Consider the following 20,226-nt stretch of genomic DNA (forward strand, 5'->3'; position numbering starts at 1 on the left):
ATTACTTTCCTTTGAAGATGAAGGCGCGCTGAATGGCGAAGTTAGTCACCGTGGCCACGCCCTGTGCAATGACGAAGGCAATGGTGTCCTTGAGCGCGCCGTCGAAGCCCAAGCTGATCAGCGGGGCGTTAAGCACCCAGTACAGGAAGTTTTGCACGGCGAAGGTGGACAAATACAGCAATCCCACGGCACCGGCTGTACGACCAGAAACTTGAGCACCAAAAGTCCAGCGTGCGTTGGCGATGTACGCCGCAATCGTTCCGAAGACCCAGCCAATCGCCTTCGCCAGGGAACGGTGTAGGCCTAGGTACGTCAGAAAGAGGGTAAGGCCATAATCGATCGCCGCTGTGAAAACACCGACGGATACGAAGCGCACGAGTTGGGTCTTCATGCTAGAAGTAGGTTCAGTCACGGCGAAATACTCTACCCGCGGACAAGGGCGCGGTAAATGTCCAGACGGTCCACGGGTGCGACGGCGTTTTCACCATAGGCGCCGAGAGACGAAAGCACCTTAAGCGAAGCCGAGCACAGCTCCCGAATTTCCGGGCCGCGTAGCTCCTCGCCATCATCGTCAACCCACCCCAGCGCGGCCATGGACGTCTCCGCTACGGAATCGGTTAATTCGCGCCCGCCCATGCAGGACAGTGCTAGAGCCATAGACCAAAAGGCGTCCTTGCCTTCGTTTGTTACTTCTCGCGGCAGAGTACGCAGCTGGCGGTACGCCCGAGCATCAATGCTGACTTCGCGATGCAAGTCCAAAGCTTGGAGGAGCGGAACGAAGTCATAGAGCCGGGTTCTTTCAATGAGCGCGCGGACGGGACTAACCACAAGATCCAGAACTTCATCAATCGTTTCCTGGCCTGTGAGCTCAGCATTCACGGCGGTGAGATCAAAGGGTGTGTGGAAAGAACCGGAACCGCCCACGCACAGGGCCTCCGGCGTGCCGTTATCGCGCGGATAGGTCTCCACCACGACTATCTCGAAATCCCACAGCCCCCAGGCATAATCAATCTGCTCGCCTTCGCGGCTTAAGAATTCGCGCACGGTATGGCTCGGATCGATTCGTTGGCCGCGGGCATCGGTATGTTCAAAAAAGTGCCACGGCGAATCCTCTTGAGGCAGTCCGAAGCAGACCTCGAGAATATGATGAAGCTCTTCCAGCGTGAGTGCGTCCGAGAAACCAATCTGACGGTGCACCTCGGCTTCCGCGCGGACGTTGGACACCTGACACAACAGGGTTCGAGCAGAATCACCACGTTTGGCGCGGACCTGCGCCAAATCTGTGACCTGTGAGCTCATGTGCCCCACCATACGCACTTTTAGTTGCGGGCGGTGAGCTCGCGCGCTTCGAGCTCGCTGAGAATGAAGACGATGGCAGCACTGATTCCACCCCAGACGGTCCACGGCTTTTCCACGCCGCGGCGGCGAATAAATCGGACCACGCTGTGCTCAGTCTTTATTGTGAGCCATCCGCCAAGCAGCAGAATGCCGAAGGCAACCGGGATCGCCCACGCGGGGACATCGGGAGTCTCCGGCTCCGGTTGCCCCTCGTGGCTCTCGGCATTAGTAATTGCCACGAGTGCACCAAAGCCTAAGAAAGACAGGACATAGGCGGACACGAGCGCAGTCTTATTCTTAATCCAGTCGGGGAAGGCAGTCATAATGCCCACAGCCGCGGCTTGGGTGATGCGTCCGGCGAGGGTGTCATCCAGCGCATAATTATCTTGCTTGGGAGAGGTCATACCGCCCCACCTTAGGCGGGCGGTAGGCTACCGTGCATGTACTCCTCTAAAAAAGAGCACCTCACCCCGGCACAGCGAGCAGCGCAAGATGAGCGCGCCGAGGAAGACAAGCGTCACGGTCACTTTCTGGCGACGGAACACACCTCGCTGCCGCTTAATGGTTTTATGACGCGGCTCATCGCCGAGGAACTGCCCATCCTCGATTCCACGTCGCGCGGCCGCGTCTATGAGATCCTGCGCGCCTATGAAGGCCCAGAAATTAGCTCCCAAGAAGAACTGCCGGAAGAAATCCGCGAGATCATGGATCTGTACTAATTCCGAACTAAACCCACACAACCGGACAGTACAAATGTTCCGTTTGCTTGGCTTTTGTACCTAATCTCACGTTTTCACTGCCGCCACAGGCACGACCGCCTAGGTAGTGTAGGAAACCGACCCATCACATCGAATCAAAGAGTAAGAGATGGAACTGCATACTACTGAGAAGTCCCTCCACGGTTGGGGCCGCACGGCGGCAACAACCGCCCACGTTTTGTCCACCCCGGACATCGACGTCATCAAGGCTGCCGTCGCCCAGGTGGCTGAGGACAATGCTGATAAGCCTTCCCACCTGCGCCGTGGCGTCATCGCCCGCGGTATGGGCCGCTCCTATGGCGACCCCGCGCAGAACGCCGGTGGCCTCGTCATCGACATGCAACCGCTCAACAAGATCCACTCCATCGATCCGGAGTCGGGCATCGTCGACGTCGACGGTGGCGTCACCCTCGACCAGCTCATGAAGGCCGCCCTACCATACGGCCTGTGGGTTCCTGTTCTGCCGGGTACCCGCCAGGTCACCATCGGCGGCGCTATTGGCCCGGACATCCACGGCAAGAACCACCACTCCGCCGGTTCTTTCGGTGACCACGTCGCCTCGATGGAGTTGCTCGTGGCAGACGGCCGAGTCCTCCATCTGACCCCGGAAGGCTCTGAGGATGACCCGAGCGGTGATCTTTTCTGGGCCACCGTCGGCGGCATGGGCCTAACCGGCATCATCCTGCGTGCCAAGATCAAGATGACGAAGACAGAAACCGCCTACTTCATCGCGGATACCGACCGCACGGATAACCTCGATGAAACCGTGGCCTTCCACTCCGATGGCTCGGAGCACAACTACACGTACTCCTCCGCGTGGTTCGACGTCATCTCCCCGGAACCAAAGCTGGGCCGCTCCACTATTTCCCGCGGCTCCCTGGCCACCCTGGAGCAGCTCGAAGAGCTCGCCCCGAAACTGGCGAAGGACCCGCTAAAGTTCAATGCCCCGCAGCTGATGACGGTTCCGGATATCTTCCCGAACTTCACCATGAACAAGCTTTCGCTCATGGCTATCGGTGAGGCCTACTACCTCATGGGCGCCCCGGCGCGTAACCAGGTCAAGAACCTCACGCAGTTCTACCAGCCGCTCGATCTCATCGGCGAGTGGAACCGCGGCTACGGCTCCAACGGCTTCCTTCAGTACCAATTCGTGGTGCCGACCGACGCCGTCGAGCCCTTCAAGGACATCATCCGCGACATGCAGCGCTCCGGCCACTACTCCGCGCTCAACGTGTTCAAGCTCTTCGGCCCGGGTAACAAGGCCCCGCTGTCCTACCCGATGCCGGGCTGGAATGTCTGCGTGGACTTCCCCATCAAGCCGGGCCTGGGCGCTTTCCTCGATGATCTGGATAAGCGCGTCATGGAATTCGGTGGCCGCCTCTACCTGGCCAAGGAGTCCCGCACCTCAGCGGAGAACTTCCACAAGATGTACCCGGGCCTCGAGGGCTGGCTCAAGACTCGCAACGACATCGACCCAACCGGCGTCTTCGCCTCCGATATGTCCCGCCGCCTCGAGCTGCACTAGAAAGGAATCACCTCATGCTGAATGCAGTAGGCCAAGCACAACACATCCTCCTTCTCGGCGGCACCTCCGAGATCGGCCTCGGCATCGTCGAGGAATTCCTCGAGCGCGGCCCGGCCAAGGTCACCCTGGCGGCTCGTGCGGACTCCCCGCGTATCGCGGATGCTCGCGCAACCATCGAGTCCCGCGGTGGCGACGTCGAGGTCATCGACTTCGACGCGACTGATTTCGAGGGCCACGGGGACGTCGTCAACCGCGCCTTTGAGCGCGGCGATGTCGACGTCGCCATCATCGCCTTCGGCACCCTCGGTGACCAGGAGGAACTGTGGCAGGACCAGGCCAAGGCAGTTGCCTCGGCCCAGACTAACTTCACCGCACCGGTTTCCCTCGGTGTCTTACTCGGCCAGAAGTTCCAGCAGCAGGGCCACGGCACCATCGTGGCGCTGTCTTCCGTCGCCGGCATGCGCGTGCGCCGCTCCAACTTTGTTTACGGCGCCTCCAAGGCCGGTGTCGACGGCTTCTTCATCAACCTCGGTGAGGCCCTGCGCGGCTCCGGCGCCAAGGTGCTCGTGGTTCGCCCAGGCCAGGTGCGCACCAAGATGTCGGCGGAAGCCGGCGAGGCTCCCCTGACCGTCAACGTCTCCGACGTGGCTAAGGCCACCGTCAAGGCGGTGCTGGATGGCAAGCAGTCCATCTTCGTGCACCCGCTGTTTGAGTACGTGTCCTTGGGATTCAAGTTTATCCCACAGGCGATCTTCCGGAAGCTGCCTTTCTAAAGTTCCGCTATGTCCACGGCGTATGGGAAACTACTTACATGACTGAGTCTCCCGCCACGTCGTCTATCTCCCCCACCGTGGAATATAACGTCGACCGCTTGACGCGTCGCGCCACTCTCGTGGGAATGGCCGCCGCCGCTGTAGGTGGCGGCCTTATCACGCTCATTGGTTTCTTCGCCTTCAAGACGGTCTCCCTTCCGGCGTTTAGTACGTCGATGGTGACCCGTGCGTTGAGCACGGCGGGAACTGCGCTCACCGTTCTCTTGGTGGGCGCGTTATGCGTGTGGTGGATTATTAGGCCGCGCCCCCGCTGGCGGACGTGGCTCACCACCGCTGTGTGTTATATCTCCCCAGCGCTGCTCACGCTGACCAGTATCGGCTTGCCCCTTTCGGCTTCCCGCCTGTGGCTCGACGGCGTCCAAGTCGACCAGGTATTCCGTACCCAATTCCTCACCCGCGCCACAGAGGCCAGCTCTTATGCGGACATGAACTACGAGGGCCTGCCTACCTTCTACCCGTTGGGCTGGTTCTGGATGGGCGGGCGGCTCGCGAACCTTCTCAACATGCCGGGCTGGGAGGTTTATCAACCGTGGAGCCTTATCTCCCTGGCCGTGGCCGGGTGCGTGCTAGTTCCACTCTGGCAACGACTCACCGGTTCGCTGCCAGTTGCCACCGCCATTGCGTTGACCACCATGGCGGTGACCCTGACCATTGGCGCTGAGGAGCCCTATTCCGCCGTCATCGCCATGGGCGTCCCGGCAGTGGCCGTCCTGTGCTCCCACGCTTTCTACAGGGCTTCCTGGTTCTCTACTGCCGCAATCGCTATCTACCTGGGAGTTTCTGCCTGCTTCTACACGCTCTACACGGGTGCAGTGGCGCTCACCATCGTCAGCCTCATTGCACTGGTCACCGGCGTCGCTGAGCGCACATGGGTACCCCTCGTGCACTTGGTCACCATCGCGGCCGGTTCCCTGGCCATCGCTGCGATCGCCTGGGCGCCCTACCTCTACGGGGTCCTGCACGCCACTGCCCCGCTGGAGTCCACCGCGCAGCATTACCTGCCGGAAGAAGGCACCCAAATCCCGGCGCCTTTCCTCTCGTTGTCCGTCATTGGCATCCTCAGCCTGATCGGCTTGATTTACCTCGTCATGCGCATCGACGAGCCCGAAATCCACGCTCTGAGCACCGCTCTTGTCGGCACCTACCTGTGGATCTTGGCCTCCATGGTCATGACCCTCGCCGGCAGCACGCTGCTGGGCTTCCGCCTAGAGCTGATCGTCGTGGTGCTTTTCGCTACGGCCGGCATCCTCGCGCTGGCCGACATCCGCCTCATGGGCCTGCCCACGCTCTACCCGGAAGGCTTCAGCGAGGTCACCAGCAAGCGCGTGACCCTAGCCTTTGCCATCCTCATGGGGCTTGGCGGTGTTTACTATGCCCAGCAGATCCCGGCAACGAACGTGACCGCCTTGGACCATGCCTATACCGATACCGACGGCTACGGGGAACGCGCGGACCGCTACACCAGCGATTCTTCCGCCAACTACGGCGAGATCCGCGAGTTCATCGATGCCCAGGGCTACGAGGCCAATGACACGGTTGTCCTGACCGATGAGAAGCTCTTCATGGCCTATAACCCCTACTACGGATTCAACGCCTTCACCAGTAATTACGCCAACCCGCTGGGAGAGTTCAGCACCCGCAACCTGCAGATCGAGGAGTGGGCTTCCAAGTCCTGGGAGCAGACTCCGGAAGAGTTTGCGAAGTCGCTTCAGTCCGCACCGTGGCGCGGGCCGGACGTCCTCATCTTCCGCGGCGACCTAGAAGAACCCGGCGATGGTTACAAAACGCACTTGGCGGAAGACATCTACCCCAACCAGCCCAACGTGCGCTACCGCGCGGTGTTCTTCAACCCAGAGGTCTTTGAGGAAGGTTGGAACACGCAACAAATCGGCCCCTTCGTCGTGGCGGCGCGATCTTAAGAAGCCAAGGCGGTGACGTAGACTGATCGCCGTGTCAGATCGGAAAACCTCTTCATTACGTGCACCGCAGTCCCTGCGACTCACCGCCATCATCGCTGGATTCATTGGTTTCCTGTGCTTCGTGGCGACGCCGCTACTGCCGGTGAACCAGACCCAATCCTCCTTCGATTGGCCCCAGCAGGGCTCCCTGCAGTCCATCAACGCCCCGCTCATCTCGGTGGCGCCGGAAGAAATTGATGCAGAGATCCCCCTGGAAGCCGTCGACAAGCTGCGCGACGGCCAGGACCTGCTCTACGGCACCGTGCCCCCGGAGTCCAAGAAGGCCTCCAATCGCGGCATGTTTGTCCGCGCCGGCGAGGGTGGCCTCTCGGTAACCAGCCTCGATGAGGTCATTTTCTCGCTCACAGCCGAGCAGGTGGCACAGCTACCAGAGGACGCCACCCTCAGCATCGCCTCCACGGAGGACGGGACCACCGTCTCCGTGGGCAAGCACAAGAAGACCACCGAGGAGGATCTGCGCCCGCAGGTCACCGGCGTCTACACCGAGATTGATGACACTCCGGAGAACCTCGCAGAGCTTGGCGACGACCTCCGCATCCACGTAGAGATCAACTCTCGGTTTACCTCCTCCCCGACACCGCTCAAGCTCATCGCCATGTGGCTGGGCCTGGCCATGGTGGTCATCAGCCTGGTCTGCCTGTGGCGGATTGACCGCCTCGATGGCAAACGCCTTGGCTTCATGCCCGAAACCTGGAAGCAGATCCGCCCGCTCGATGGCGTCGTGGCAGCTGTACTCGGCTGGTGGTACGTCTTCGGCGCCAATACCTCCGATGATGGCTTCATCCTCACCATGGGCCGCGTTTCCGATCACGCGACCTACATGGCGAACTACTACCGCTGGTACGGCGTCCCCGAGGCCCCGTTCGGCGCGCCGTACTACGACCTCGTGGCATGGCTGGCACAGTTCTCCAGCGCCTCCATCATCGTGCGCCTGCCCTCGCTCATCTCGGCGCTCATCATCTGGTTTGTTTTGTCGCGCGAGATGCTCCCGCGCTTCGGTACCCGCGTGAACGAGCGCCGCCTCGCGCACTGGACGGCCGCGTTCATGTTCCTAGCTTTCTGGCTGCCCTATAACAACGGCGTACGCCCAGAGCCCATCGTGGCCCTCGGTGTCATGTTGACGTGGGCTTCCTTCGAGCGCGCCATCTCCACCCAGCGCCTTCTGCCGGCAGCGGTGGGCACCATCATCGCCACCATCACCCTAGCCGCTGGCCCCACCGGCCTGACCGCGGTGGGCATCTTCCTGGTCTGCCTGCCCGCGCTGTTCCGCATCATGGGCACGCGCGCCCCCGAAGTCACCTGGCCGGCACTCATCGCCCCGTTCCTTGCCTGCGGCACTGCCGTCATGGTCGCCGCCTTCGGGGACCAAACATTAGCGTCAGTCATCGAATCGACGCGCGTGCGCTCCGCGGTCGGCCCGTCCCTGCCGTGGTACTCCGAGTTCGTGCGCTACTCCACGCTCTTCGAGCCCTCCGTGGATGGCTCCCTGACGCGCCGTTTCGCCATGTTCACCATGCTTTTCTGCCTGGCGCTCATCATCTACGCCTTCATCAAGAACCACCGCGTCGTCGGTGCGGAGGCAGATCCCACCAAACGCCTGCTGGCCATCATGGCGCTCTCGGCTTTCTTCCTCATGTTCACGCCGACGAAGTGGACGCACCACTTCGGTATCTACGCCGGTATCGCCGGCGTCATCGCCGCGCTCGGCTCGGTGGTCCTGTCCCAGATCGCCATGCGCTCCCCGCGCGCCCGGACCTTCTCCATCGCCGCGGTGATTTTCCTCCTCGCCATCTCCCTCGGCGGTTGGAACGCGTGGTGGTACGTGTCTTCCTTCGGCATCCCGTGGTGGGACCGCACCGTGCAGTTCAAGGCCATCGAGGCCAACACCGTGGTGCTCGCGATCGCCATGGTGGTCCTAGCGATTGGCCTCTACCAGTCCCTGGTTCACAGCTATCGCAAGAACAAGGCCGAAACCGCCGGCACCCTTGAGGAATTCGAGGCCGCCAACGCCGCCAAGGTTTCTCGCTGGGCAGGCGCCATGTCCGCACCGATTGCGGTGGCCTGCATCCTCATCGTGGCCTTCTCCTGCGCCTCCTTTGCCAAGGGCTACGTGGCCCAGGCGGATTCCTACTCCGTGGGCAAGGGCAACCTGGCGTCCCTGCGCGGCGATGTCTGCTCGCTGGCGGATGCCACCATGGTGGAAACCAACACCAACGAGGCTTTCCTCACTCCGGTCGACGGCGACCTCAAGGATTCGCTGGTTGACGAAGACGAGGATAACTTCGGTTTCGGCCCCAACATGATCAAGGAAGATATTGAGCCGGAGAACCTCAACTCGGCGTCGGTAGGCGCCATTGCCAACACCACCGGTGATGACTCGGCTGCTTCCAATGAGGAAACCACCGAAACAACCGAAGTCACCGATTCTTCCGCCGGTGGCGTGCGCGGAACGCTAGGCGTCAACGGCTCCGAGATGCACCTGCCCTTCAACCTGGATTACACAAAGGTCCCGGTCATGGGTTCCTACGATGAGTCGCAGCGCTCCACCGCCACCATCACCACCCAGTGGTACAACTTGCCGGAACCAGGAGAAAACACCCCTGTCCTCGCGGTCTCTGCTGCCGGCAAGATTTACCACCACGACGTCAACGGTGTAGAGCAGGAAGGCACCGAGCTCACCTTGGAGTACGGCACCCTCAAGAACGGCAAGGTCACCAACAAGGGTGAGGCCGAGCTTTCCGACGTCGGCGCGACCCCCAAATGGCGCAACCTCCGCATTGCTCTAGACGAGCTCCCGGAAGAGGCCAACGTTGTACGCCTCGTTGCGGTAGATGATTCCACCGATGAAGACGATTGGATGGCGTTTACCCCACCGCGCGTACCGGAGCTGGCCACCATCAACTCCCAGTTCGATTCCTCCACCCCGGCACTCCTTGACTGGTCCGTCGCACTGCAGTTCCCCTGCCAGCGCACCTTCGACCACTACGCCGGTGTGACGGAGATTCCGGAGTTCCGCATTCTTCCCGACGCCGCCGCGCAAACCTCCCTCACAGACTTCCAGTCCTTCTCCGGTGGTGGCGCGCTGGCAACCGCAGAGGCAGTGAACTACTCCTATGAGATCCCGAGCTACCTCAACAACGATTGGGCACGCGACTGGGGCGCCATTGAGAAGTACGAGCTGCGTACCAACTCCCGGGGCGAGGAACCGCTGAAGGCGGATATCGACCAGGAAGTCATCCAGCGCTCTGGCTTGTGGAAGAACTCCGAGATGAAGATTCGCCCGGAGGGCGAGCAGTAGCCCTACAGGAACTCGGCCGAATCTTTAATGCGCTGCCGCGCCACGGCCGGGGTGGAAATGCGGTGCATAGACACGTAGTCCGCGGTCTGTGCACCGGGAATCTCCACGCGTTCCGCAATCTCATCCTGCGTTGCGGTCTGGACCAAGATGTCAGAATAGGCTGCTGCCAGCGCCGCCTCGTCGAGGACGTACTCACCGCGGATGTCCTCCGGGAGCTTGGCCAGCGCGCCGAAGTCAGGGAAGGTGAGGAGGAGGGCGTCGGCAGGCACCAGCGCTGCGAGCGCCCCACCCGAGGAATAGCCCCACACCGTCACGCGCTCGGCACCGTGTTCGCGGGCATAATCGACGGCCGCCTGAACCGACTGAGCCATCTCCGCCACAGTGTGCTCGGGTGCCAACGGATAGTCGACATCAATGATGGTGGTTCCGGACAGCTGTGCTGCAGCAGCCACTTCGGGCCGCCACTGCATCTCTAGCGCCTTGCCGTCACCACGCCACCATCCGCCAGAGTGCAACGACACCGCCCAACGACCATTCTGCTCTGAAGGAACAAAGATCGCTCCCACCTCAGAGTCTTCAACACGTACCCCCTCCGTGAAGGCAGTACCAGGCAGCGAGTGATCCACTGCGGAACCCAGCACCATCATGGAGGCCTGCACGATGCGGTCCGGCAGCAACGCACAGTAGCGGTCCGCCTCCGGCGAACCTCCACCGGCCCACGGCGGGCGGAAGTCCGGCAGCGGGTAGTGCACCTCCATGTAGGAGGAGAGCTGCTCGAGCTGTTGTTCCGGACTTAGTTGGCGATCAGTACCACCGATATTCCACTCACTCATGGCCCCCAAGGGTACTACCAGATGGTGACGCGCTCCTCCGGTGCTAGACCACCCTCGACGTCAAAGGCCTCGTAGAATTCATCGATGTTTTCAGCGATGATGTTGCAACGGAACTCCGCCGGCGAGTGCGGATCAATGGCCAGGTACTGCGTGGCCATCTCCGGGCGGATGGCAGTGCGCCACACGCGCGCCCACGCCAGGAAGAAACGCTGCAGACCGGTGTACTCGTGCTCTGCCAATTCCGGCTCAGCGCCCTCAGCCTCAAAGGGCGTGACCTGGCCGTTGATGTCCAGGCCCTTGTCGGCGCAGTAGTTCTTGTAGGCCACCACGGCGATTCCTAGTCCACCCAGGTCACCGATGTTCTCACCCAGGGTGAAGCTGCCGTTGACGCCTGCGGAATCGGTGCCTTCCAGCACCTTCGGTACCTGCCCTTGGAACTGGTCCACCAGCTTCGCGGTCAGCTTCTCGAAGGCTGCACGGTCCTCCTCCGTCCACCAGGAGTTGAGGTTGCCCTGGCCGTCATACTGCGAGCCCTGGTCATCAAAGCCGTGGCCGATCTCATGACCAATCACCGCACCGATAGCGCCGAAGTTCTCCGCCGCGTCCGCCTCAGGGTTGTAGAAGGGCGGGCGCAGAATCGCTGCCGGGAAGGTGATGTCATTGACCACTGGATTATAAAAAGCATTGACCGTCTGTGGGGTTGCGAACCATTCATCGCGGTCCGCCGGCTTGCCAATCTTGGCCAATTCATAATCATGATTCCACGCATTACCCGCGCGCACATTGGCCACCAAGTCCGCTCCCTTCGGAGAAAACTCCAGGTCAGAATAGTCACGCCAGGTATCTGGATAGCCAATCTTGGCCTTGAACTGGGAGAGCTTCTCCAGCGCGCGTTCACGAGTAGCCGGAGTCATCCACTCCAGCTGCGAAATCCTCTCACGATAAGCGGCGGTAAGGTACTCCACCAGCTCATCCATCTCGGACTTCGAGGAGGGCGGGAAGTGCTTGTCCACGAAGACCTTGCCAATCTCCTGTCCCACCATGTTTTCCGCCAAGCCCACGGCGCGCTTCCAGCGGTCACGCTGCTCCGTGGCACCGGAAAGCTTGGTTCCGTAGAACTCGAAATTCTTCTTACCGATCTCCTCGGTGAGGTACGGCGCGCGCGAGAGCAGAATGTGCCACGTTGCCCACAGCTGCCAATCCGCCATGCGGCCGGCGGTAAACAGGCCCTCCAGGTGCTCGAAATAAGACGGCATCATAGCTACCGCACGGTGCTCGGGCAGTCCCCCGCCCTGCAGGATGGCGCGGGTGATGCTGGGCAGCTTGGCGACGTCCACCGGGTTATACGTCTTCACCGCATCACGCGAGGCCACCACATCCCAGTGGCCGGCCGCGATTTCTTTCTCTAGGTTTACGATACGCGTCGCGGCCGTCTCCGCGCCCAGTCCGAAGAGGCGGGCGGGATCTAAGAATCCCAGCATCGCCGCAACGTGCTTCTCGTAGTCAGCGAGCGTCTGCGCGTGGGCTTCCTCGCGGTAATAAGCCTCATCCGGCAGACCTAAACCGGACTGAATAATGTAGGCCACCGCCTCCTCGGCGCCGGAGTCCTTTTCCACCCAGAAGGTAACCGGGGCGCCAACGCCCTCGCGCTCCAGCACACCCAGGTTGTGGGCCAGCTCCTCCGGGTCCGCCGCCACCAGCTTGTCGAGGTCCTCGTCAAGCGGCGTCGTTCCCGCAGCATTGACTCCTTCTACATCCATGTGGGAGGAATACACGATCCCTGGGCGGCCCGTGTCTTCCTTAACGATGTCGTGGACGAGTTCCTCGGCTTCGTCGCGAAGCGCGTGAAAAGTGCCGTCGACGCCACGGTCATCGGGGATAACGTGGGACTCAATCCAGGGGCCATTAACAAACTGATACAGATCCTTCATGCACTTCACTCTATGTCAGAAGCACGCGTTAGTGTGGTGTGCATGACTTCTTATCGTTTCCCGCCAGCGAAGATGACGGGGCCGTTTTTCGCTGTGCTGGGAGTGACTCTCCTCGTGCTGGGCACGCCCGCCATCCTCAGCTTGGCACTGCCGGAACACGAGCCGGAAACAGAGCCAGTCGTCCTCGATGATCCGGAGTGGCATCAGCCCATCGACGGCGTCGAGTGCAGCGTTAACTACGATTCCGTGGCCAACCAGGCGTGGGACTGCGGCGACACCTTGGTCGAGGCCTATCTCACCTCTGATGTCGACGATGATGAGCTAGCCCTGCGCCGCGCCGTTCGCGCGACCACCTTCGGGTCGATGCCGAAGGAAAAAGTAGAAAACCAAGACGGCATCCTCGTCCTGCGAACGTATACGTACATCCCGGTCGTTGCCTTCAGCGTGGCCAAGGGAAACCTCAACTACGAGCTCGTCTTCTCGGATGGAAACCCAGAGGAATTCGCCGATCAATTTATGGAGGCCTTCAAGTGAGCAAGATCTTCCGCGTAACCCTGTGGGTCTTCATTGGCGTCTGCCTACCCGCCGCTCTTATCAATCTGTTGGGCTCCTTTCTCGTTGCCCCGCTCCCAGGCCTGATAAGCCTGCTGATCGGACTAGCCTTCCTAGCACTAGGCCTATACCTGTGGCGCCTCAGCCCGATGTGGGCCGCACCGGCCAAGGGCTGGGCCACTGCCAGCGTGCTGTGGGGAGGCGGCACCGCGGTATCTTTAGCGCTCCTCTCCGCACTGCCGTTCACCTCCCTCACCAAAGGTGTGGGCTGGGAAGAATCCATGATGTCCTGGTCCGGTGCTTATCCGGAGGAATTCGCCAAGGCCCTCGGCGTGGTCTTCATTCTCCTCAGCTTCCGCCAGCTCAACCGGCCCTGGCACGGCTTCATCGTCGGCGCACTCGTGGGCTGGGCTTTCGATGTTTTCGAGAACATCCTCTACGCCTCTCTCGGCGCCGTAATGCACCCGACGTCGGATTGGATTGGCATGCTGCAGATGTGGGGACTGCGCCTTGTGGCGGGACCAGGTCTGCACATGTCACTGACGGCCATCGCGGGCTTCGGCATCGCCTGGGCCATTTACGCTGCCCATAAAACTTGGTGGTGGCGTCTCGGCGTCGGCGTGGGCGCGCTTTTTGTTTCCTTTTGTCTCCACTTCGCGTGGAACTACATGTGGGAAGAAACCTGGCAGCTGATCACGCAGTATATCGTCGTCGCGCTCATCCTCTACCCCACCGTCATCGCCCTGGGTATTCGGGCCCACCGTCTGGCCAAGTCGGACGATACCTACTCGCACTCGCCGGGCTTAGCCAGCCTGCGGTGAATTAGTCGAATTGCCCCTGCAGCTCTGATGTCGCGCCCGAAGGATACTTTCTTTACTTCCGACAACGGCTACGCTTAGCATGCCTGCGATGAGCTCGGCACCGCCCGTTTTAGTTCCGCACATGCTCTATCGCGCGCGTCCTGTAGAGACGTCGGCAAGCCTGGCGCCTGTGGTGCAACCTCCACCGCTCCCAGCACATCCCCCGTGAGATCCGCGGGGGATCCATAAGTATTAGCCGCCACGCTATACCCAGGACCGAAAGAGGCACTAGCGTGAACCTGACGGTTGTCCGACCATCCAAATTTCGTTCCAATGATGCCCGGGATGCGTGCGGTGCCAAAGTCCTGGCGGTAGCCGTCGGATGCCGCAGGCGCTACCATCGCCATACCCTTCATGAGCGGCGCGGCAGCCGGATCGCCAGATATCGCCCCTATGAAGCGAGTGAGATCCTCCGTCGACGTCGTGGTATTTCCCCAGTAGCCATTGTGGTGAGTCTCTCCTAACCGATACTCCCCGATGATAGAGGGAATGGCCTGTGGATACTTCCGCTCCAAGTCACTGGCGGTGCCGTCCTCAGAAAAACGAATCATGTTCTCCACCCGCGCCTTATCCTCGAATGCGCCATATTTCAGCACCCACATACCGAGATACAGCTTCGCCAGGGAAAGCGCGGGGCGGGACTCGTGGCTATTCCCAGTGGAAACTGAATTTCCATCGGCATAACGCACGGTCATCTGGGTACGTGGTGGGACTTTTCCAGGATCGAAAGTCAAAGCCTGGGCAGAAGGCGCGGTGACGGCCGCCAGGGCAAGACCGACAATGAAGGAACGAGACTTAAACACTTGTATAGATTAACTCAAGTCACAGCTTTAACAGCTCTGATTGGAGATTTGGCGCCCTAAACCCCCACTGGAAATCTCGAATGTTCGTTTTATCTGGCGCTTACCCCACGACTTGTGTGGAGCACCAGTTTTCTCATTTACCCCTCTAATCACAACTTCTTTCCGCAGTATGGACTTCTCCAGAGATACCGAATAAGCTCTTATTTCGAAAGGGATTTCGAACGGTGGGGGTTCGTCCCGTCGCATTAACTCAGTCAAAAGAGGGGGTTGAAGTGTCTTCCACTTCAGACGTTGTTGTTCCCTATTTTTCTCATTCCAATCCGAACGACCCAGTATGTATGAAAGGCAAGGACATACGCCAAGCAGACTACGAGTTCTGGTCTAGCGTCCTTCCCGCCTTGGACGAAGATTCAGACACAGCGTGTATGCGCCTTGGGTTAAAGACCGGCAAAACGGCCGGGGCAGTTGCTCGCATAGTCATGGGGATTTACCGCCTTAGAGAACTCCCCCAGCTCAAGGCCCTACAAGATGCTTATTATTTGCTGGACCTACCTGCCTTGATTGCCATTGACCAGGTCATGGCTAAGCTGGGCCAGCCTTCCCCAGAGGTAGTGGCTGCCATCGATACTTCGTTGGCCCGTTGGTTTACTCCTACGAAGCCCAATCAGGCGTTTCCCAGCACTTCGCAGATTCGCCGCCGCATGCGTGATCTCGTCAAGGTTCATGATGACTCCATCGCGGTGGAAGATACGCGCCCGAAGAACCGGTATTCCATACTCACCCGCGCCCAGCGCGCCACCATCGAACTAGAGGTTGACAGCAGCATCGGGGTCATTATTCATGAGGCTATTAAGGCAGCGGCGGAAAAGTATGAAGTTTCTATGGCCGAGGCACTCATCCTCCTCATCACTGGGAAGGTAGAGCCAGAGGCTGCCCGAGTAGTACTCCACACTTATCAAGCTAATGACGTCGAGGATGCACCAGTATATGTAGAAGGCCATGGCTGGCAGGTGGGCAATATCCCCGCACAGGCCGTAACAAAAAGGGATTTAAGCACCAAGCCAGAGGCCTCCAAAAGCTACGGACCAAACACGATGGTGCGCAAATATGTTGAGGGCCGCGATGGCACCTGCCGTGCAGCTGGCTGCGGAATGCCTGCGTGGCTATGCCAGTTGGACCACCGTATTAACTACGCCGATGGCGGACCAACGCACCCGGACAACATGGTCGCGTTATGCCAGCATCACCACAACATGAAGACCGACGGACGGGCCTTTTATATTTTGGACCCGGATACCGGCGATGTGGTCTGGCTTTTCGAGGATGGCACGTGGGCGATCACAGAACCCTCCGGGCCACTAGCCCCTAAGAACAAGCGCTGGGCGCGAAGTGTGGCACAAGATATTGAGAGCTTCCGCGCCCGGAAACACCGTGAGGCTCAAGAACTTAAAGCTGAGCTAGACAAAGAACAACAAGAGGCCGCACACCACGCACCTACAGAAAAGGCAGAGAACAAGGAACCTGAAGGCGGTGAGGAAATCCCCTTCTAAGAAAGGTCCGTCGTTTAAAACGACGCAGTAGCCACCCCCTTACCAAGAATGGCGATTCTCAAAGCGGATCTTAATAGGCGCTGCCTCCCAGATCCGTTGCATCCAGCCCACACTCAGAAAGGACCACACGGTCGCCGCGGTGCGGGATGCCTTCTTCATCCCAATGGGCTTGGGCGGCCGAGGTGTGGGCGCGGCCATTGCTGTTGACCACCCGCCACCAGGGCAGATCTGCGCTTTTCGACATCACCCAGCCCACATATCGCGCGCCGACCCCCACCACTTTGGCGATCTCTCCGTAGGTGGAGACATTGCCAGCTGGAATGCGGAGAACGACCTCCGTAACCCTAGAGCTCGATGGGTTCTTCGGGGGCATCCTCAACCTCACACAAGGTAAGCGCCGCACCTGTGCAATCCTCGATCAGACACAGACGGCCGAATGGGGAATCGTGGGGCTCACGAATGATCTTTCCGCCGTTATCAATTACAGCCTTAGCTGCCTGGTCAATGTCCCGCACGCCCAGGTAGGTTTGCCAGAAACTCGGCAAGCCCTCCGCGTGCCAAAATCCGGCGAAGGCAGCGCCTTCTTCCTCCGCTACTGCGTAATGCTCATCACCACGGATTTCCCAGTTGAAGAGCTCGCCATAAAAGTCCAGCGCTGAGTGGAAATTCGCCGAAACCGTCAGCTCATGCCACACCGGAGTACCCGGCTCTCCGCCGGCGACGAAGCGGTCGAGCTCCGGCTGCGTCAAACCAAACATGGCACCACTGTTGTCCAGAACAAGCGCCAACGGCGCACCTAAAGCGAGGATCTTGCCACCGAGTTGTTCTACCCGGGCGCAATCCGCCTCCAAGTCGCGGGAAAGGAAATAAGTTGCCCAGGTGTCTTGGCCTGGGACAATCTCCGCGATGGGAAGGCCCTGCAGGCGGGCAATGCCGTCTTCGAATTCCCAACCCAACACGGCCGAGTAAAACTTTTCGGAGGCCTTCACATCGGAACTAGCCAGAGTAATCCAGTAGGGCATTCCTACTTCTGCTTCAAAAGCGGGCATTAGAGGTTCCTCCACTTCTCCGGGTCAAAGTCATCATCGGCGGTGGCCTCATCGAAATAATCGTCGTCGTCTTCGACGACGCGGGCGCAGGTGTCGGAGACACAGATGACGTCGCCAAGCACCAGCGTTGCACCGCGCTGCTTAGTGACTTCCCCATTGACGGTGACCTGGCCCTGCTCGATGAGTTCTTTGGCCTCACCCCCGGTTGCGACCAAGGAGGCCAATTTGAGGAACTGGCCGAGCTTGATGGATTCTCCCTTAATTGAGACTTCTAGCATGCTGACCAGCATACCCAGCTCAAAGCGCAAGGAGTCCCTCCGTCAGAATGATGACGCCAAGCAGGGCAAACACGACACCACTAAAGATATCGACACTGGCGGAGTTCTTCGCCATCCACTTCGACACCGCACGAGTACACAGCGCGACGCCAACGAAGATAATGAGGCTTTCGAGGATGAGCACTGAGCCCACCGTGGCATTGGCACCAAACCCCATGCCGGGGTCGATGAAATTGGCAAAGATAGCGCCGAAGAAGATCAGCACCTTGGGGTTGGAAAGATCGCTGACCAGGCCCATGCGGTACGCCGTGCCGAGTCTGATGATGCCATCCGGGGTGAACCCACGCGGTTGGGGATTCATAGTTGCCGGAGCACGACGCTCTTTGATGCCACCGCTAATGGCAGAAAAAGCCATCCATAGCAGATAGCTGCCGCCGGCAACCTGCAGCGCCACCAGGATTTCCGGGTGCGCCGAAATCAATGCGGTAAGCCCCGCTAGCGAAGCAACGGTCCACATCATCAAGCCGGTGGTGCTACCGATTGCGGCCCACACCGCCGCGCGCGTAGAGCGGGCGCCCAAACGAATAATCTGCACCACGTCTGGTCCCGGCGAAGCCATCGCCGCGAACCACACACCCATTAAGGCCACTATGGCGCTGAATGCCATCTAACACCCCCATACTCACATGCATTATTGCTAACACATGCCACTGTAGAGCGGGCTTCATCTGCAGCGAAACAGGTAACCTGGCCCTTTTTACACAATAAGCGCTGTACTGGCATCTCTCGGCGACAGTACAGCGCTTAGGGGATGTAGCACGAGGCTAAATTAGTGGTCAGCACCTCTTATGGACTGCTTGTGATCACGCACGGCCTCGCCCTCAGCGTAGAGCGGCATATCCGTGTTGGCTTTGTACCACTTAGCGTTGTTCGGCGCGAGCGGGGTGCGGCCAGCAATGAGGTCGGCAGCCTTCTCGCCCACCATCATGGTCGGGGCATAAATATTGCCGTTCGTCACAGACGGGAAGACGGAGGCATCAGCAACATAGAGGCCTTCAACGCCCCATACGCCCATGGTGTCCGGGTTAACCACGGCCATCGGATCGGACTCTGCACCCATCTTGGCAGTACAGGAGGGGTGCAGAGCGGTCTCGCCATCGTTACGGACCCATTCCAAGATTTCTTCATCAGTCTGAACGTCTGGGCCCGGGCTGAACTCGCGAGCACCAACCTCCTCCATAGCCTTGGTGTCCAGCAGAGAGCGGGCAACGCGCACGGCTTCGACCCATTCTCGGCGGTCCTGGTCAGTCTTCAGGTAGTTGAAGAGGATGGACGGCTTGTCGTGGATGTCCGCGCTCTTAATGTGGACATGGCCCTTGGTGTCAGAAAACATCGGCCCAACGTGCCATTGGAAACCATGCTTCACGTCGGCCTTCTGGCCGTCGTAACGCACCGCCATCGGCAGGAAGTGGAACATGAGGTTCGGGTATTCCTCGTTCTCATTAGAACGCACGAAGCCACCACCTTCGAAATGGGAGGTGGCAACAGGTCCCTTCTTAGTCAGCAGCCACTGCAAACCCATGAATGGCCAACGCCACTTGTCCAAGTACGGCTGGGAGGAAGCGGTGGACTTAGTCGTTTCATACTGGATATAGACCTCGAGGTGATCCTGCAGATTCTCACCCACACCGGGCAAGTGCTTGACGACGTCGATTCCGTGCTTCTCCAGAATCTCACGGTCACCAATGCCCGAAACCTCGAGCAGCTGCGGAGTATTGATAGCGCCGGCGGACAGGACGATCTTATCGGCGTATACGCGGTGAACGCCGCCCTTCCACTCGTACTCGACGCCGACGGCCTTCTGGCCTTCGAAGAGAACCTTGGTGGTAAAGGCACCGGTGCGGATCTCGAGGTTTTCGCGATCCAAATGCGGGTAAAGGTAAGCACGGGCAGCAGACCAGCGCTTGCCGTTCTTAATGTTGCGATCGAACGGAGCGAAGCCTTCCTGGCGGTAACCATTAACGTCATTAGTTAGGTTGTAACCAGCTTCCTGCACCGACTTGAACAGAGCCTGGAAAAGCTCGGAGGTTGCCGGGCCGCGGGAGAGGTACAGCGGGCCGTCATGACCACGGCGCGGGTCATTCGGCTCAGCCGCAGCGGCAGTCTCCATGCGGTTAAAGTATGGCAGGCAATGAGCGAAGTCCCACTTCTCCATGCCTGGGTTCATGCCCCACTTTTCGTAATCCATCGGGTTACCCCGCTGGAAAATCATGCCATTGATGGAGGAAGAACCACCGAGAACCTTGCCACGGGCATGGTAGACACGGCGACCGTTCATCTCTGGCTCTGGGTCGGATTCATACATCCAGTCATAGCTCTTTGCACCAATGGGGAAAGAGAAGGCAGAGGGCATGTGGATAAACAGATCCCACAGGGAATCGGGGCGGCCGGCCTCAAGAACCAGCACGCGAGTGTCCTTTTCCTCAGTCAGGCGTGCGGCAATAACAGAGCCGGCGGAACCACCGCCGACAACGACCACGTCACTTACTTCATCGGTGACTTTCTTCGCAGAACGCTTCTTGGCTAGCTTGTCCAAAATACCCATAAATCCCCTTCTTTCCATGATTTGTATGACATTT

General features: G+C 59.8%; 19 protein-coding genes. 8 read left to right on the plus strand and 11 right to left on the minus strand.

Annotation, left to right across the window (positions count from 1 at the left end):
• Window position 1: 1 nt before the first annotated feature.
• The 3 genes from HMPREF2943_RS00160 to HMPREF2943_RS00170 are packed head-to-tail and all read right to left on the minus strand — an operon-like array spanning window position 2 to window position 1,742.
• A complete protein-coding gene (locus HMPREF2943_RS00160) occupies window positions 2–391 on the minus strand; it encodes a GtrA family protein (protein ID WP_070710443.1) in 390 nt (129 codons plus the stop codon).
• Window positions 392–423: 32 nt separating this feature from the next.
• Window positions 424–1,299, minus strand: coding sequence for a plasmid pRiA4b ORF-3 family protein (locus HMPREF2943_RS00165; protein ID WP_070710445.1), 876 nt, complete (start codon window positions 1,297–1,299; stop codon window positions 424–426).
• 20 nt (window positions 1,300–1,319) lie between these two features.
• Window positions 1,320–1,742 carry a hypothetical protein gene (locus HMPREF2943_RS00170; RefSeq protein WP_070710447.1) on the minus strand — a complete coding sequence of 141 codons (423 nt, stop codon included), beginning with the start codon at window positions 1,740–1,742 and terminating at the stop codon, window positions 1,320–1,322.
• Window positions 1,743–1,778: 36 nt separating this feature from the next.
• On the opposite strand from HMPREF2943_RS00170, the gene HMPREF2943_RS00175 reads away from it, so the two are divergent.
• The 5 genes from HMPREF2943_RS00175 (at window position 1,779) to HMPREF2943_RS00195 (ending at window position 9,731) form a co-directional block, all read left to right on the plus strand.
• The gene (locus tag HMPREF2943_RS00175) at window positions 1,779–2,057 is read left to right on the plus strand and encodes a hypothetical protein (RefSeq protein ID WP_070644676.1); all 279 of its coding nucleotides are present in this window, start codon (window positions 1,779–1,781) and stop codon (window positions 2,055–2,057) included.
• 148 nt (window positions 2,058–2,205) lie between these two features.
• Window positions 2,206–3,621: a decaprenylphosphoryl-beta-D-ribose oxidase gene (locus HMPREF2943_RS00180; RefSeq protein ID WP_070710449.1), complete on the plus strand. Its 1,416-nt coding sequence runs from the start codon at window positions 2,206–2,208 to the stop codon at window positions 3,619–3,621.
• Window positions 3,622–3,635: 14 nt separating this feature from the next.
• Complete coding sequence (locus tag HMPREF2943_RS00185; RefSeq protein WP_070710451.1) at window positions 3,636–4,394, plus strand: decaprenylphospho-beta-D-erythro-pentofuranosid-2-ulose 2-reductase; 759 nt, start codon at window positions 3,636–3,638, stop codon at window positions 4,392–4,394.
• 38 nt (window positions 4,395–4,432) lie between these two features.
• Window positions 4,433–6,373, plus strand: a complete 1,941-nt coding sequence (locus tag HMPREF2943_RS00190) for a galactan 5-O-arabinofuranosyltransferase (protein WP_070710453.1) — start codon at window positions 4,433–4,435, stop codon at window positions 6,371–6,373.
• Window positions 6,374–6,404: 31 nt separating this feature from the next.
• Window positions 6,405–9,731: an arabinosyltransferase domain-containing protein gene (locus HMPREF2943_RS00195; protein ID WP_070444370.1), complete on the plus strand. Its 3,327-nt coding sequence runs from the start codon at window positions 6,405–6,407 to the stop codon at window positions 9,729–9,731.
• Window positions 9,732–9,733: 2 nt separating this feature from the next.
• On the opposite strand, the gene HMPREF2943_RS00200 is transcribed toward HMPREF2943_RS00195, so the two are convergent.
• Window positions 9,734–10,564 (minus strand): alpha/beta hydrolase, encoded by an 831-nt coding sequence (locus tag HMPREF2943_RS00200; protein ID WP_070644672.1) that lies wholly within the window; start codon window positions 10,562–10,564, stop codon window positions 9,734–9,736.
• Window positions 10,565–10,578: 14 nt separating this feature from the next.
• Window positions 10,579–12,495 carry a M13 family metallopeptidase gene (locus HMPREF2943_RS00205; RefSeq protein WP_070710455.1) on the minus strand — a complete coding sequence of 639 codons (1,917 nt, stop codon included), beginning with the start codon at window positions 12,493–12,495 and terminating at the stop codon, window positions 10,579–10,581.
• Window positions 12,496–12,537: 42 nt separating this feature from the next.
• Here HMPREF2943_RS00205 and HMPREF2943_RS00210 point away from each other — a divergent pair, with 42 nt between their 5' ends.
• Together HMPREF2943_RS00210 and HMPREF2943_RS00215 are read left to right on the plus strand one after the other, a co-directional pair.
• Window positions 12,538–13,029 carry a hypothetical protein gene (locus HMPREF2943_RS00210; RefSeq protein ID WP_070644670.1) on the plus strand — a complete coding sequence of 164 codons (492 nt, stop codon included), beginning with the start codon at window positions 12,538–12,540 and terminating at the stop codon, window positions 13,027–13,029.
• On the plus strand, window positions 13,026–13,868 hold the full coding sequence (locus HMPREF2943_RS00215; protein ID WP_070710457.1) for a PrsW family intramembrane metalloprotease: 843 nt from the start codon (window positions 13,026–13,028) through the stop codon (window positions 13,866–13,868). The genes HMPREF2943_RS00210 and HMPREF2943_RS00215 overlap by 4 nt, the downstream gene beginning before the upstream one ends.
• A 74-nt stretch (window positions 13,869–13,942) precedes the next feature.
• Here the strand turns inward: HMPREF2943_RS00215 and HMPREF2943_RS00220 are convergent, their stop codons facing one another.
• The gene (locus tag HMPREF2943_RS00220; protein ID WP_141756067.1) at window positions 13,943–14,710 is read right to left on the minus strand and encodes a hypothetical protein; all 768 of its coding nucleotides are present in this window, start codon (window positions 14,708–14,710) and stop codon (window positions 13,943–13,945) included.
• A gap of 272 nt (window positions 14,711–14,982) precedes the next feature.
• Here HMPREF2943_RS00220 and HMPREF2943_RS00225 point away from each other — a divergent pair, with 272 nt between their 5' ends.
• Window positions 14,983–16,260 (plus strand): HNH endonuclease signature motif containing protein, encoded by a 1,278-nt coding sequence (locus tag HMPREF2943_RS00225; RefSeq protein WP_070710461.1) that lies wholly within the window; start codon window positions 14,983–14,985, stop codon window positions 16,258–16,260.
• Between the two features lie 70 nt (window positions 16,261–16,330).
• On the opposite strand, the gene HMPREF2943_RS00230 is transcribed toward HMPREF2943_RS00225, so the two are convergent.
• From HMPREF2943_RS00230 to betA, 5 genes are all read right to left on the minus strand, one after another.
• Entirely contained in the window at window positions 16,331–16,633 is a 303-nt protein-coding gene (locus HMPREF2943_RS00230) for an MGMT family protein (protein ID WP_070710463.1), read from the minus strand.
• Window positions 16,605–17,309, minus strand: coding sequence for a VOC family protein (locus tag HMPREF2943_RS00235; protein ID WP_070710465.1), 705 nt, complete (start codon window positions 17,307–17,309; stop codon window positions 16,605–16,607). Before HMPREF2943_RS00235 ends, HMPREF2943_RS00230 begins: the two co-directional genes overlap by 29 nt.
• Window positions 17,309–17,587 (minus strand): RNA-binding S4 domain-containing protein, encoded by a 279-nt coding sequence (locus HMPREF2943_RS00240; RefSeq protein ID WP_210384562.1) that lies wholly within the window; start codon window positions 17,585–17,587, stop codon window positions 17,309–17,311. Before HMPREF2943_RS00240 ends, HMPREF2943_RS00235 begins: the two co-directional genes overlap by 1 nt.
• Window positions 17,588–17,606: 19 nt before the next feature.
• Complete coding sequence (locus tag HMPREF2943_RS00245; RefSeq protein WP_070710466.1) at window positions 17,607–18,254, minus strand: LysE family translocator; 648 nt, start codon at window positions 18,252–18,254, stop codon at window positions 17,607–17,609.
• A gap of 162 nt (window positions 18,255–18,416) precedes the next feature.
• On the minus strand, window positions 18,417–20,192 hold the full coding sequence (gene betA / locus HMPREF2943_RS00250; RefSeq protein ID WP_070644663.1) for a choline dehydrogenase: 1,776 nt from the start codon (window positions 20,190–20,192) through the stop codon (window positions 18,417–18,419).
• Window positions 20,193–20,226 lie beyond the last annotated feature (34 nt).

It is taken from the genome of Corynebacterium sp. HMSC072D12 (assembly GCF_001813925.1).
Lineage (GTDB): Bacteria > Actinomycetota > Actinomycetes > Mycobacteriales > Mycobacteriaceae > Corynebacterium > Corynebacterium aurimucosum.

Coding starts and splice junctions, on each gene's coding strand:
- HMPREF2943_RS00160 (WP_070710443.1), bottom strand. CDS start 391: ATGAAGACCCAACTCGTGCGCTTCGTATCCGTCGGTGTTTTCACAGCG.
- HMPREF2943_RS00165 (WP_070710445.1), bottom strand. CDS start 1,299: ATGAGCTCACAGGTCACAGATTTGGCGCAGGTCCGCGCCAAACGTGGT.
- HMPREF2943_RS00170 (WP_070710447.1), bottom strand. CDS start 1,742: ATGACCTCTCCCAAGCAAGATAATTATGCGCTGGATGACACCCTCGCC.
- HMPREF2943_RS00175 (WP_070644676.1), top strand. CDS start 1,779: ATGTACTCCTCTAAAAAAGAGCACCTCACCCCGGCACAGCGAGCAGCG.
- HMPREF2943_RS00180 (WP_070710449.1), top strand. CDS start 2,206: ATGGAACTGCATACTACTGAGAAGTCCCTCCACGGTTGGGGCCGCACG.
- HMPREF2943_RS00185 (WP_070710451.1), top strand. CDS start 3,636: ATGCTGAATGCAGTAGGCCAAGCACAACACATCCTCCTTCTCGGCGGC.
- HMPREF2943_RS00190 (WP_070710453.1), top strand. CDS start 4,433: ATGACTGAGTCTCCCGCCACGTCGTCTATCTCCCCCACCGTGGAATAT.
- HMPREF2943_RS00200 (WP_070644672.1), bottom strand. CDS start 10,564: ATGAGTGAGTGGAATATCGGTGGTACTGATCGCCAACTAAGTCCGGAA.
- HMPREF2943_RS00205 (WP_070710455.1), bottom strand. CDS start 12,495: ATGAAGGATCTGTATCAGTTTGTTAATGGCCCCTGGATTGAGTCCCAC.
- HMPREF2943_RS00210 (WP_070644670.1), top strand. CDS start 12,538: ATGACTTCTTATCGTTTCCCGCCAGCGAAGATGACGGGGCCGTTTTTC.
- HMPREF2943_RS00230 (WP_070710463.1), bottom strand. CDS start 16,633: ATGCCCCCGAAGAACCCATCGAGCTCTAGGGTTACGGAGGTCGTTCTC.
- HMPREF2943_RS00235 (WP_070710465.1), bottom strand. CDS start 17,309: ATGCCCGCTTTTGAAGCAGAAGTAGGAATGCCCTACTGGATTACTCTG.
- HMPREF2943_RS00240 (WP_210384562.1), bottom strand. CDS start 17,587: ATGCTAGAAGTCTCAATTAAGGGAGAATCCATCAAGCTCGGCCAGTTC.
- HMPREF2943_RS00245 (WP_070710466.1), bottom strand. CDS start 18,254: ATGGCATTCAGCGCCATAGTGGCCTTAATGGGTGTGTGGTTCGCGGCG.
- betA (WP_070644663.1), bottom strand. CDS start 20,192: ATGGGTATTTTGGACAAGCTAGCCAAGAAGCGTTCTGCGAAGAAAGTC.